Consider the following 12,320-nt stretch of genomic DNA (forward strand, 5'->3'; position numbering starts at 1 on the left):
GCGGCGCGCCGTTGACAATCCCCGTCCCACAGTGAGACAAGACCGACCATCGAAGGTCGCGGAGCAGCATGGCAGACGAAACAGAATTGGACACCGGTGCGGGCCCCGCACCGGAAATGCAGCCCGACACCCCCGGCGCGAAGCTGCGTGCCGCGCGGGAGGCAGCGGGCCTGTCGCTGGCGGAAGTCGCCACCCGCACGCGGATCGCGCTGCGGCAACTCGAAGCGGTCGAGCGCGACGATTATGCCGCCCTGCCTGGCATTCCCTATGCGGTCGGGTTCGCGCGCGCCTATGCCCGCGCGGTCGACCTGGACGAAGTGGCGATTGCCGCCGAAGTGCGCGAGGCCGTGCATAGCAGCGACATGGCGACCAATCGCTACGAAGTGTTCGAGCCGGTCGATCCCGCTCGCGTGCCCTCGCGCACGCTGGCCTGGACGGCGGCGATCATCGTCATCCTGCTGATCGCCGGTTACACGCTCTGGCGATCGCAATCGCTGACGCCGCCGACGGGCGAGGAAATGGCGCAGGAAGAGGCGAAGGCCAAGGCTCCGGTCGCCGCCAGCACCGCACAGGTCGCGCCAGCTGCGCAGCCAGTCGTCTTTACCGCAACCGACGATGTCTGGCTGCGCATCTATGACGAGGCGGGCGAGCGGCTGAAGGATGGCCTGATGAAGAAGGGCGAGGTTTTCACTCTGCCTGCCAGCGCGCGTAATCCGATGATCCTGACCGGGCGGCCACAGGCGCTCAGCGTCACTGTCGGGGGCAAGGTGGTTGCGCCTTTGGGTGCGCCGGACCGGACGATCGCCGACGTGCCGGTCAGCGCCGAAGCGCTGCTGGCGCGCGGGACTGCCGCCGCAGCGCCCGCCGCCGCTTCATCTGCCGCAGCGACATCCCTCCGGCCCGCGCAGCGCCCGGCGGCCAAGCGTCAGGCCGGGCCGTCCTCCACTGGCGAAACCGCGCCCGCGGCACCAGCGCCCGCGCCAGCGGCATCGGGCGACGGAACGGGTGGCTAAGCCTGGTTCCGGACGCGGGCAGCGTGAAACGTGACGCTTTACCGCGCGAAATAACGCCTTATGGTTAAGGCGAGAGAATTAGTCGGGGAATATCATGCGTCACGCCTTTTTCGCGACCTCCTGTCTGGCATGGAGCGCGCCGCTTCTGCTGGCGATCGCGCCGCCCGCCATTGCGCAAAATGCGCCGGTCGAGGTGCGGGTCGACCGGCTGGAAAAGGAAATGAAAGCCGTTCAGCGCAAGGTGTTTCCGGCTGGCGCGCCCGTCGAAGCGCAGATCGTTCGCCCCGCCGCCCCGACCGTCGCCCCCGGATCGCCATCCTCCTCGCCCATATCGGACCTGACGGCGCGGGTGGGGGCGCTGGAATCGCAGCTCGCCTCGATCACTGGCCAAGTCGAGGAAAACAGCTTCAAGCTCAAGCAGCTGGAAGAGGCTTTCACCAAATATAAGGCCGAAATCGAAGGCCGTCTGCTCCAGCCTGAAACCCCGCCTGAAGTCAGGCCGACGGCGGCTGCGCCTGTTGCGGCCGACCCGGCGCCGGTCGCGGCCAAGCCAGCGCCTTCCAAGCCTGCGCCCGCGCCCGCGACACCGGCCGCCAGCGAAGCCCGCAAGGCAGCGATCGCCGCGATCGAGCGGCCGGATACCGGCGACGCCGCCATGGACTCCTACAGCTATGGCTTTCGTCTGTGGGACGCGAAATTTTATCCCGAAGCGCAGGCGCAGCTGAAGGCTACGGTCGACAAATATGGTGACGCATCCGTTGCCAGCCGGGCGCAGAACCTGCTTGGCCGCGCCTATCTGGACGATGGCAAGCCTGCTCTGGCCTCGGTCGCTTTCTATGAAAATTATCAGAAGCGCCCGCGCGGCGACCGCGCGCCTGACAGTCTCGCCTATCTGGGCGAAGCGCTGATCCAGCTCAAAAAGCCTGCCGATGCCTGCAAAGTCTATGCAGAGCTGGAGCAGGTCTATGGCACGAGCCTGTCCGCAAGTCTGCGCGGCATGATGGACAAGGGCCGCACCAAGGCGAAGTGCAGCTGAGCAGTGACCGATCCGGCCTGCAAGCGCGGCTGATCGCGGCGACCCGCGCGCTGGCGGGCGATGACCCGGCGGCGCGTTTTGGTGTTGCAGTGTCGGGTGGACCGGACAGCATGGCGCTGCTCTATCTGGCGGCCCGCGCCTTTCCTGAACGGGTGGCGGCGGTGACCGTCGACCATCGCCTGCGTCCCGCCTCCGCCGACGAAGCGGCCATGGTCGCGCGCTGGTGCGCGGGGCAGGGGATAGCCCATCATATCGCAACGCCGGACGCACCGCCCTCCGGCAATATTCAGGCCTGGGCGCGGGCGCAGCGTTACCGCCTGATCGAACAATGGCGCAGCGCGCAGGGCGTCGACTGGATCATGACCGCCCATCATGCCGACGACCAGCTTGAAACGTTGTTGATGCGGCTCAATCGCGGATCGGGCGTCGGTGGCCTTGCCGGGGTGCGGGGGCGCTCCGGCACGGTCATCCGCCCACTGCTGGGCGTGCGCAAGGCGGCGTTGCAGCGGCTTGTCGACGAAGAGGCGGTGCCGCATGTCCATGACCCTTCCAACGCTGACCCACGGTTCGACCGCGCGGCATTGCGCGTGGCCCTCACCGGAGCGGACTGGTTGAACCCGGAAGCGGCCGCCCGCAGCGCTGCCGCGCTGGCGGAGGCGGAAGCGGCGCTGGACTGGAGCGTCGCCGAACTGGCTGCACGCCATGTGGGCCGCGATGGCGATCAGTGGCGGCTCGATCGCACGGATTTGCCGCGCGAATATCTGCGCCGCCTGGTCCTCCACATGCTCAATGCCGCCGCGCCGGATGCGGCCCCGCCGCGGGGCGATGCACTCGACCGGGCAATCGTCGCCGCGCAGGCGGGAGGGCAAGCGAATTTAGGCGACTGGCTGCTGCGCGGAGGGCGAGTATGGACGCTGCGCGCCGCGCCCCAGCGCGGGCATTTCCAAAAAGTTCCGCAGTCCGACGTATGAACCCAACGCCCTGCCGTTTTTGTGCGCCGCAATAGTCTTTCTTTAACGCCGCCCATGCTTCATCCTGCATCCGAATGAGCGGAGATTTGCAGTAATGATGGAATTTGCGGCGCTGACCTATGGCCTGTTGGCCAGTATCATCCTTTCGGCAGCGCAACGTAATCATAAGCTGGCCCGGCCGCACCCGCCGTTGCTGCTGTATCTGGGCTATCTGCTGTGCGGCCTGTCAGCGGGCCTGGCGCTGGCGCTGGCCTGTCTCGCGATCGTCCAACTCACCGCCGGTTAATCCTTGTCCTGTAGGGCGGTTGCCAAGCTTGCGCTTTGGCCGACGCGCCCTATCTTGGCCGGTGAAAGAGAGTGATGATGAACGACGAGAAAGACCCGCAGGGCAACCCCTGGATCAAGAGCGCGATGATTTGGGCGGGGGTGATTGTCGCCCTGTTGCTGTTCGTGTCCATGTTTGACAGCCGTTCCGCCTCCACGGCAGGGACCGGCATTGCCTATTCCGAATTCCGATCGAAGGTGCAGGAAGGGCAGGTCAAGGATGTCGCCATCGCGCCCAACAAGATTTCGGGTACGCTGGCCAGTGGCCAGAAGTTCAGCACCGTTCCGGTCAATGATCCGGGCCTGACCGGCCTGCTTGACGATTATAATGTCAAATATTCGGGGCAGGCCGAAGAACAGCCCAGCTTCTGGATGATCCTGATCTACCAGTCGCTCCCCTTCCTGCTGATCCTTGGCATCGCCTTCTTCGTGCTGCGTCAGATGCAGAAGGGCGGCGGTGCAGGCGGTGCGATGGGCTTTGGCAAGTCGAAGGCCAAGCTGCTGACCGAAAAGCATGGCAAGGTCACATTCGATGACGTTGCCGGTATCGACGAAGCGCGCGAGGAATTGCAGGAGATCGTCGAGTTTCTGAAGAACCCGACCAAGTTCGCTCGGCTGGGCGGCAAGATCCCCAAGGGTGCGTTGCTGGTCGGTTCGCCCGGCACCGGCAAGACGCTGCTGGCCCGCGCGATCGCGGGCGAGGCGGGCGTGCCGTTCTTCACCATTTCCGGCTCCGACTTTGTCGAAATGTTTGTGGGCGTAGGCGCTAGCCGCGTGCGCGACATGTTCGAGCAGGCGAAGAAGAATGCGCCCTGCATCGTCTTTATCGATGAAATCGACGCGGTGGGCCGTCATCGCGGCGCGGGCCTTGGCAATGGCAATGACGAGCGTGAGCAGACGCTGAACCAGTTGCTGGTCGAGATGGATGGCTTTGAAGCCAATGAAGGCATCATCATCGTCGCGGCCACCAACCGTCCCGACGTGCTGGACCCGGCGCTGCTGCGTCCGGGCCGGTTCGACCGTCAAGTCGTAGTGCCCCGTCCTGATATTGAAGGCCGTGAGAAGATCCTGGCCGTCCATATGAAGAAGGTGCCGTTGGCGCCCGACGTCGAACCGCGCACGATCGCGCGCGGCACGCCGGGCTTTTCCGGCGCGGACCTCGCCAATCTGGTGAACGAGGCGGCGCTGATGGCGGCGCGGCGCGGCAAGCGGCTGGTCGCGATGGACGAGTTCGAGGCGGCCAAGGACAAGGTGATGATGGGCGCGGAACGCCGCTCCATGGTCATGACCGCCGATGAAAAGAAGATGACCGCCTATCATGAGGCCGGCCATGCCATCGTGTCGGTCCATGAGCCTGCGTCCGACCCGATCCACAAGGCGACGATCATTCCGCGCGGTCGCGCTTTGGGCATGGTCATGCGCCTGCCCGAACGCGACAGCTACAGCTATCACCGCGACAAGATGCATGCGAACATGGCCGTGGCCATGGGCGGCCGCGTCGCCGAAGAGATCATCTTCGGCTATGACAAGGTGTCGAGCGGCGCATCGGGCGACATTCAATATGCGACGAAGCTGGCGCGCGACATGGTCACCCAGTGGGGCATGTCCGACAAGCTGGGTCCGCTGCAATATGAAGAGCAGCAGGGCGAAACCTTCCTGGGCTATTCGCAGAGCGCCCGCGTCCATATGTCGGACGAGACCGCCAAGCTGATCGACAAGGAAATTCGCGGGCTGGTGGAGCAGGGCTATAACCGGGCCAAGGAATTGCTGACCGGTCATGAGGACCAGTTGCACCTGTTGGCCAATGCCATGCTGGAATATGAAACGCTGAGCGGCGACGAGATCAAGGCGCTGCTGGAAAAGGGCGAGATCACCCGCGACGATGGCACGACGATCAAGCCGTCGGTCATCCCGGCGGCAGGGTCTTCCATCCCGCGCGCGGGCAAGCGCAAGGGGCCATTCGGAAACCCGTCTCCCGCCGGAGCCTGATCGGCAAGGACAGGAAATGGGGCGCGCAACCATCGGGTTGCGCGCCCTTTTTCATGTCCCCGCAACCCGCGCAATAAAATGGGCCAAAGGGACTGGCCGTCCGCGCCCATAGTGGTTACATGGGCCGCCACAAATCCCCCGGAACCAACCCCAGGGTTCGCATCAGAAAGTGGCATTTTCCATGGACATCCGCCTCGGCCTCACCTTTGACGACGTGCTGTTGCAGCCCGGCGAATCCGACGTGCTGCCCAGTCAGGCGGACACGTCCACCTATGTCACGCGCGAGATAAAGCTGAACATCCCGATCCTGTCGTCGGCGATGGACACGGTGACGGAGGCCGACATGGCGATCGTCATGGCGCAGTTGGGCGGCATCGGCGTGCTGCACCGGAACATGACCGTGGAAGAGCAGGCGGACGCAGTGCGCGCCGTCAAGCGGTTCGAAAGCGGCATGGTGGTCAACCCCATCACCATCCTGCCCAGCGCCACGCTGGCCGATGCGCAGATGCTGATGCAGAAGCATCGGATCAGCGGCATTCCGGTGGTGGAGGAATCGGGCAAGCTGGTCGGCATATTGACCCACCGCGATACCCGCTTTGCCGAAAATCCGGCCCAGCCGGTCAGCGAGCTGATGACCAAGGACAATCTGGCCGTCGTTCCAGCCGGCGTCAGCCAGGACGAAGCCAAGCGGCTGCTGCATCAGCGCCGGATCGAAAAGCTGCTGGTGGTGGACGACGCCTATCGCTGCGTCGGCCTGATCACGGTCAAGGATATGGAAAAGGCCGTGACATACCCACAGGCGACCAAGGACGGGTCAGGCCGCCTGCGCGTCGCGGCGGCGACCACGGTGGGCGACAAGGGGCTGGAGCGGAGCGAGGCGCTGATCGACGCGGAATGCGACCTGATCGTCATCGATACCGCCCATGGCCACAGCAAGCAGGTTTCGGCTGCGGTGGAAGCGGTCAAGCGCCTGTCCAACCATGTCCAGGTGGTCGCGGGCAATGTCGCCACTGCCGAGGCGACACGCGCGCTGATCGGCGCGGGCGCGGATTGCGTGAAGGTCGGCATCGGGCCGGGGTCGATCTGCACCACGCGCGTTGTCGCGGGCGTGGGCGTGCCGCAGCTGACCGCGATCATGGATTCGGCCGAAGCTGCCGCCAAGCTGGGCGTGCCGGTGATCGCCGATGGCGGGTTGCGTACGAGCGGCGACGTGGCCAAGGCGCTGGCGGCTGGCGCCGGTTGCGTCATGGTCGGATCGCTGCTGGCAGGCACCGCCGAGGCACCGGGCGAAACCTTCCTCTATCAGGGGCGGGCCTATAAGAGCTATCGCGGCATGGGCAGCGTCGGTGCCATGGCGCGGGGCAGCGCCGACCGCTATTTCCAGGCGGACATCAAGGATCAGATGAAGCTGGTCCCCGAAGGCATTGAGGGGCAGGTGCCGTTCAAGGGTCCGGCCAAGGATGTGATCCATCAGCTGGTCGGCGGCGTGAAGGCGGCGATGGGCTATACCGGCAGCCACACCATCCCTGACTTGCAGGAGCGCGCCCGTTTCGTGCAGATCACCAATGCCGGGCTGTCCGAAAGCCATGTCCATGACGTCACCATCACGCGGGAAGCGCCCAATTATCCGACGCGCTGATGATATTCCCCTTCCGCTTGCCCTAAAGGGAGGGGAGTCTTGACCCCCGCCGCCCGCCTTCAGGCCGCGATCGAACTGCTTGACGCGATCATTGCGTCGGCGCGGGACGGCGGGCCTGCCGCCGACACGCTGATCGCGCGCTATTTCAAGGAGCGGCGCTACGCCGGGTCGCGCGACCGGCGGGCGGTGCGCGATCATGTCTATGATGCGATCCGCCGCGCGGGTGAACGGCCCGATACGGGGCGCGAAGCGATGATCGGACTGGCGATCGAACGGCCCGATCTGGCCACGCTGTTCGACGGATCGACCCATGCGCCGTTGCCGATCGAACCGGGCGAGGTCGGGGCCAGCGCCGGGGCAGTGCCAGCGTGGCTTGCGCCGCTTCTTGCTGCGCCGGTCGAGCAGGCGGCGCTGCTGGGCCGCGCGCCGGTCGATCTGCGGGTCAACCGGCTGAAGGCGACGCCTGCCACGGTCGCGCGGCAATTGCCCGACGCGCAGCCGATCGCGGGCTTGCCCGATGGCCTGCGCCTGCCCGAAGGCTTCCCGGTCGAACAGGCCGACCCATGGAAACAGGGTCTGGTGGAAGTGCAGGATGGCGGCAGCCAGATGATCGCGCTGGCCTGCGCCGCAGCGCCCGGCATGACTGTGGTGGACCTGTGCGCCGGGGCAGGGGGCAAGACATTGGCGCTGGCCGCCGCGATGGCGGGGCAGGGCATGCTGATCGCCGCCGATACGATCCGCGCGCGGCTGGCGCGGCTCAGTCCACGGGCGGAGCGGGCGGGCGCAACCTTCATCGAAACGCTGCTGATCGATCAGGGGCATGAGGGGCGGGGGCTGGACAGCCTGCATGGCAAGGCCGACGTCGTGCTGGTCGACGCGCCCTGTTCGGGCACCGGCACCTGGCGTCGCAATCCGGAGGCGCGCTGGCGGCTGACGCAGGCGCGGCTTGACCGGCTGGTTGCGGAACAGGCGCGCATCATGGATTTTGCCGCGCCCTTGCTGGCTCCGGGCGGCGCGCTGGTCTATGCTACCTGTGCGCTGACGGATCGGGAGGGACGCGATCAGGTGGATGGCTTTCTGGCCCGCCATGATGGATGGACGGCGGAAGCGCTGGATATGCCGCTGGGCCGCGCCCATGGCGCTGGCTGGCTGTTGACGCCGGGGCATGACGGGACGGACGGCTTTTTCTTTGCGCGCCTGCGCCGGTCTGCCTGAAAGCGGGGGCGTGAAACAGGCCATGGACAAGCGCCCGCAAAATAGCGACACTTGGACAAAATCAACGCCTGAAACATGGCTGGAGACTCTTATGCGTTTTACCCCCGCCTCGATCGCGCTTGCCATCGTCCTGACCACTGTGTCCAGCGTCGGGCTGAGCCAGCGGCCCGATGCGCAGATCGAGCCGCGATCGATAGAATGGCAGAAGGCGGGCGCTGCGGCTTTCGCGGCGGGCAATCTGAGCGGTGCGACCGATGCGCTGGAAAGCGCGCTGGCGGTCGATCCGCGCAACCGCGCCGCCTATATCGATCTGGCGCAGGTCGCCCGCGCGCAGGGGCTACAGGGCAAAGCGATCCGCCTCTACAAGGAAGCGCTGCTGCTGGACCCGACCGATGTGGTCGCGCTGGCGGGGCAGGGCGAGGCGATGGTGGAAAAGGGCGCGCTGGCCAAGGCCAAGGAGGTGCTGGCCAAGGCGCAAACGCTGTGCAAGGGTGAGTGCGCGCCCGTCAGCCAGCTGGCCGCCGCGATCCAGAAAGGCCCGCCCGCGGTCGCCCTGACGGCCAAGGATGCCGTCCCGACCGCGCCCAAGACGGTGCCGACCGAGACGCCGTAAAATAGGATTTGCGCCGCTTAACTTCGCATATTTCCCGGCAAAAGCGATATTTTATTACCGGGCTGGCATGGATTGTTGTGCGATCCGTTTGGCTGTCGACGGTGAGAAAGAGCCGGTCGGCGCGATAGTAGCAGGGCGGGCGGCGTGTAGGACAGTGGTTCCCGTGCGCCCGGTGTGGGGCGTTCAGGTTCAATTCTCTACCTCCGTGAAATCATCGCGCCTAAGGCGCAGCGCGGGCCTGCCGCCCCAGCATCCTTGCCACCGCGACAAATTCATCGACGCTGACCGTTTCGGCGCGGCGTTGCGGGTCGATGCCGACATCCGCCAGGGCATCGAGCGCACCGGGCAAGCCCTTGAGGCTTTGCCGCAGCATCTTGCGGCGCTGGCCAAAGGCGGCGGCGGTCAGGCGTTCGAGATGCTTTAGCTGCACGCCGTCCGGCGCGGCTTTGGGCGTCAGGTGAACGACGGCGGACATGACCTTGGGCGGCGGGGTGAAGGCGCTGCGGTGGACCTTCATCGCGATGCGCGCGTCGCTGCGCCATTGGGACAGGATGGCGAGGCGGCCATAATGATCGGTGCCGGGCTGGGCGACGATGCGTTCGGCGACCTCCATCTGGAACATCAGCGTCAGCGTGGACCACCAGGGCAGCGGCGACCAGTCAGCCGACAGCCAGCCGATCAGCAGCGCTGTGCCGACATTATAGGGCAGGTTGGCGATGATATGCGCGCCATCGCCTGCTTCCGCGCGTGCGTCGATCTCCATCGCGTCGCCCGACAAGATGCGCAACTGCCTCGGAAAGGCGGCGTCCAGTTCCGCCAATGCCGGCAGGCAACGCCGGTCACGCTCGACCGCGACGAGGCGTGCGCCCGCGCGCAATATGGCGCGGGTCAGGCCGCCAGGGCCGGGACCGACCTCGAACGCGGGCTGGCCGTCGATCGCGCCGGGGATGGCGGCGATCCGGTCGAGCAATTGTTCGTCGAGCAGGAAATTCTGCCCCAGCGCTTTGCTGGCCTGAAGCCCGTGCGTGGCGATCACGTCCCGCAGCGGCGGCAGTTTCACCCTGGCTTCAGGCGGCATAGGCGAGGCGCGCACGGGCGGCGTCGGCGGCCATGCGCAGCGCCGCGATCATCGCGCCGGGATTGGCGCTGTCGGTGCCTGCAATGCCAAAGGCGGTGCCATGGTCGGGCGATGTGCGCACGATCGGCAGGCCGAGCGTGATGTTGACGCCATCGTCGAAATTCAGCGTCTTGATCGGGATCAGCGCCTGATCATGATACATGCACAGCGCCGCGTCATAGGTTTCGCGGGCGCGGGCATGGAACATGCCGTCGGCGGCGAGCGGCCCGACTATATCGAACCCTTCGTCACGCAGCGATTCGACCGCCGGGCGGATGATGTCGATTTCTTCCCGTCCCAGCGCGCCGCCTTCCCCGGCATGAGGGTTCAGCCCGGCGACGGCGAGGCGGGGGCGGGCAATGCCGAAATTCTTTTGCAATCCCTTGGCCGTCGTGATCGCACGGGCGCGGATCAGGTCGATGGTCAGCGCCGCCGGCACTTCGCTCAGCGGAATATGGATCGTGACCGGCACCACCTTGAGCGATGGCCCGGCCAGCATCATCACTGCATTATGGGGCGATACGCCGCAGCGTTCGGCGACGAATTCGGTCTGGCCCGGATGGGTGAAGCCCACGCCGTACAGCTGTTCCTTGCCCACGGGTGCGGTGACGATGCCAGCCGCCGATCCCGACCGGGCGAGGCCGACCGAGGCTTCGAGCGATTCAAACGCGGTGCGCGCGCCGTCGACGCTGGGGGTGCCGGGAATAATCTCCCCCGCCTGTCCGACCTGAAGACAGGGCAGCGCCGACCCGAAGGCGGCGGCGGCGTCTTCCGGCGCGCTGATCAGCGCGATCGGGCCGAGCCAGACTGCGCGCAACGCCGCGACGTCGCCCACCGCGAAAAAGGGCGGCAGGCCACGCGCGTCGCGCATGACCCAGCTTTTGGCGACGATTTCCGGCCCGATCCCGGCGGGATCGCCGAGCGAAACCGCAAAGGGCAGCGGCGACTGGCCGGGCAGGGGCGCGGTGTCAGTTATATTCGATGATCGCATCACGACGCAGATCGCGCAGATAGATGCGCGCACGCTTGTTGACCCGCTCTTCTTCCAGCTGCGCCATGATCTGTTCGGGATTGGGCGCATTGGCCGACACTGGATCATCGCGGCCGCACACGATCAGGACGCGCACGCCGTCGGTGATGGAGCCGAACGGGGGCGTGGCTTCGCCGACCTGGAGGTTTAGCAGAATCTCCTGCAGCTGGGGCGGCAGATCGCGCAGCTTCACATTGTCGTTGTCGACCACGTCCGCGCCGATCTTTGCGCCGACCTCATTGGCCTGCCCGCAGCCCTTGATCTCCTTGATCGCGGCGGCGAAGCTTGCGGCCTTGGCGCTCGCCTGCTCCTTGGTCGTGCCCTGCGGGAACAGAACCGACAGCTGTTTCAGGCTGAGCAGCGAATCGCGCGGATCGGCGGTCAGCACCTTGCGCTTGTCCATCACGTAGATCAGCGACACGCCGCCAGCGACCTCGATCGGCCCGGCAATCTGCCCGACCTGCATTTCGACGGCGGCATTCGCCAGTTCGGGCGGCAGCTGGGCGGGGCGGACCCAGCCCAGATCGCCACCGACCGCTGCGGTCGATGCTTCGGAAAATTGCCGGGCATAGGCGGCAAAGCTGCCACCCTGCTTGATTTGTTCGATGATGTTGCGGGCGTTGGCGATGATCTGGTCGCGATTTTCCGGGGTCGCCGACAGATAGATTTCGCCGATGCGGAATTCGTCGCTGCCCTTGGCCGCGTTCAGCCGGTCGACCACCGATTTCACTTCGTCTTCGGACACGTTGACGAACGGCTGGATATTGCGCCGCAGCAGGCGGCTCCACGCCAGTTCGCCCTCAATCTGGCGCTTGATGCTGGCCGAGGAACTGCCCTGGCTGCGCAGATAGGCGTCGAACTGGGTCGGCGACTGGCGGAAATTGGCCGCGACACGTTCATAGCTTTGTTCGATTTCGGCCGGATCGACCTTGATGTCGTTGGCGGCGGCTTCCTGAATCTGGAGCGTTTCGTCGATCAGGTTGCGCAGCACCTGCACCCGCAGCCGCTCCTTTTCCTCCGGCGCCACCTTGCCGCCATTGGCGGTGATGATCAGCGCGAGGCGCTGGTCAATGTCCGTGCCGGTGATGATGCGGCCGTTGACGATCGCCGTCGCCTTGCGGACATTGGGGTCGCTCTTGCCGAAAACGGTGACGTCCTGCGGCAGGTTGAGCTGCTGGCTGGCGATGTCGCCGCCATCATCGACCGTTTGCGCGGTGACGCCCTGCACCCCCACGCCAAGCAGCGCGGTCGACAGGAACAGGGTGCGCAGGGCCGAACGAACGGCCGGAAACATGCGGGTGGACGTGGAAACGACAGGCAGCATCGTCGGCAAATATCTCCAATACGGTCTGGCACGAATGCGCCAATCCGCC

The 12,320-nt window shown here is 65.9% G+C and carries 11 protein-coding genes; 8 read left to right on the forward strand and 3 right to left on the reverse strand.

Annotated elements, in window-relative coordinates:
- Nucleotides 1-68: 68 nt before the first annotated feature.
- The 8 genes from IWY39_RS15495 (at nucleotide 69) to IWY39_RS15530 (ending at nucleotide 8,800) form a co-directional block, all read left to right on the forward strand.
- Nucleotides 69-1,013, forward strand: a complete 945-nt coding sequence (locus tag IWY39_RS15495; protein ID WP_107125391.1) for a helix-turn-helix domain-containing protein — start codon at nucleotides 69-71, stop codon at nucleotides 1,011-1,013.
- 94 nt (nucleotides 1,014-1,107) lie between these two features.
- Nucleotides 1,108-2,049, forward strand: coding sequence for a hypothetical protein (locus tag IWY39_RS15500; RefSeq protein WP_107125392.1), 942 nt, complete (start codon nucleotides 1,108-1,110; stop codon nucleotides 2,047-2,049).
- Nucleotides 2,040-3,020 carry a tRNA lysidine(34) synthetase TilS gene (gene tilS, locus IWY39_RS15505; protein WP_107125393.1) on the forward strand — a complete coding sequence of 327 codons (981 nt, stop codon included), beginning with the start codon at nucleotides 2,040-2,042 and terminating at the stop codon, nucleotides 3,018-3,020. The genes IWY39_RS15500 and tilS overlap by 10 nt, the downstream gene beginning before the upstream one ends.
- Before the next feature lie 94 nt (nucleotides 3,021-3,114).
- On the forward strand, nucleotides 3,115-3,306 hold the full coding sequence (locus tag IWY39_RS15510; RefSeq protein ID WP_107125394.1) for a hypothetical protein: 192 nt from the start codon (nucleotides 3,115-3,117) through the stop codon (nucleotides 3,304-3,306).
- A gap of 77 nt (nucleotides 3,307-3,383) precedes the next feature.
- Complete coding sequence (gene ftsH / locus IWY39_RS15515) at nucleotides 3,384-5,333, forward strand: ATP-dependent zinc metalloprotease FtsH (protein ID WP_107125482.1); 1,950 nt, start codon at nucleotides 3,384-3,386, stop codon at nucleotides 5,331-5,333.
- 181 nt (nucleotides 5,334-5,514) lie between these two features.
- Entirely contained in the window at nucleotides 5,515-6,972 is a 1,458-nt protein-coding gene (gene guaB, locus IWY39_RS15520) for an IMP dehydrogenase (protein WP_107125395.1), read from the forward strand.
- A 39-nt stretch (nucleotides 6,973-7,011) separates the two neighbouring features.
- Nucleotides 7,012-8,187 carry an RsmB/NOP family class I SAM-dependent RNA methyltransferase gene (locus IWY39_RS15525; protein WP_107125396.1) on the forward strand — a complete coding sequence of 392 codons (1,176 nt, stop codon included), beginning with the start codon at nucleotides 7,012-7,014 and terminating at the stop codon, nucleotides 8,185-8,187.
- A gap of 91 nt (nucleotides 8,188-8,278) precedes the next feature.
- Nucleotides 8,279-8,800, forward strand: a complete 522-nt coding sequence (locus IWY39_RS15530; protein WP_026002692.1) for a tetratricopeptide repeat protein — start codon at nucleotides 8,279-8,281, stop codon at nucleotides 8,798-8,800.
- A 220-nt stretch (nucleotides 8,801-9,020) separates the two neighbouring features.
- On the opposite strand, the gene rsmA is transcribed toward IWY39_RS15530, so the two are convergent.
- Genes rsmA through IWY39_RS15545 form a run of 3 tightly spaced genes read right to left on the reverse strand, consistent with a single transcriptional unit; the run spans nucleotide 9,021 to nucleotide 12,271 of the window.
- The gene (rsmA, locus tag IWY39_RS15535) at nucleotides 9,021-9,878 is read right to left on the reverse strand and encodes a 16S rRNA (adenine(1518)-N(6)/adenine(1519)-N(6))-dimethyltransferase RsmA (protein ID WP_107125398.1); all 858 of its coding nucleotides are present in this window, start codon (nucleotides 9,876-9,878) and stop codon (nucleotides 9,021-9,023) included.
- A complete protein-coding gene (gene pdxA, locus IWY39_RS15540) occupies nucleotides 9,868-10,908 on the reverse strand; it encodes a 4-hydroxythreonine-4-phosphate dehydrogenase PdxA (RefSeq protein WP_017184737.1) in 1,041 nt (346 codons plus the stop codon). The genes rsmA and pdxA overlap by 11 nt, the downstream gene beginning before the upstream one ends.
- The gene (locus tag IWY39_RS15545) at nucleotides 10,886-12,271 is read right to left on the reverse strand and encodes a peptidylprolyl isomerase (RefSeq protein ID WP_086485409.1); all 1,386 of its coding nucleotides are present in this window, start codon (nucleotides 12,269-12,271) and stop codon (nucleotides 10,886-10,888) included. The genes pdxA and IWY39_RS15545 overlap by 23 nt, the downstream gene beginning before the upstream one ends.
- Between the last annotated feature and the right edge of the window lie 49 nt (nucleotides 12,272-12,320).

The sequence above is a fragment of the Sphingobium sp. JAI105 genome (genome assembly GCF_015752145.1).
Taxonomy (GTDB): Bacteria; Pseudomonadota; Alphaproteobacteria; order Sphingomonadales; family Sphingomonadaceae; genus Sphingobium; species Sphingobium xenophagum.

Coding starts and splice junctions, on each gene's coding strand:
- IWY39_RS15495 (WP_107125391.1), top strand. CDS start 69: ATGGCAGACGAAACAGAATTGGACACCGGTGCGGGCCCCGCACCGGAA.
- IWY39_RS15500 (WP_107125392.1), top strand. CDS start 1,108: ATGCGTCACGCCTTTTTCGCGACCTCCTGTCTGGCATGGAGCGCGCCG.
- IWY39_RS15510 (WP_107125394.1), top strand. CDS start 3,115: ATGATGGAATTTGCGGCGCTGACCTATGGCCTGTTGGCCAGTATCATC.
- ftsH (WP_107125482.1), top strand. CDS start 3,384: ATGAACGACGAGAAAGACCCGCAGGGCAACCCCTGGATCAAGAGCGCG.
- guaB (WP_107125395.1), top strand. CDS start 5,515: ATGGACATCCGCCTCGGCCTCACCTTTGACGACGTGCTGTTGCAGCCC.
- IWY39_RS15530 (WP_026002692.1), top strand. CDS start 8,279: ATGCGTTTTACCCCCGCCTCGATCGCGCTTGCCATCGTCCTGACCACT.
- rsmA (WP_107125398.1), bottom strand. CDS start 9,878: ATGCCGCCTGAAGCCAGGGTGAAACTGCCGCCGCTGCGGGACGTGATC.
- pdxA (WP_017184737.1), bottom strand. CDS start 10,908: ATGCGATCATCGAATATAACTGACACCGCGCCCCTGCCCGGCCAGTCG.
- IWY39_RS15545 (WP_086485409.1), bottom strand. CDS start 12,271: ATGCTGCCTGTCGTTTCCACGTCCACCCGCATGTTTCCGGCCGTTCGT.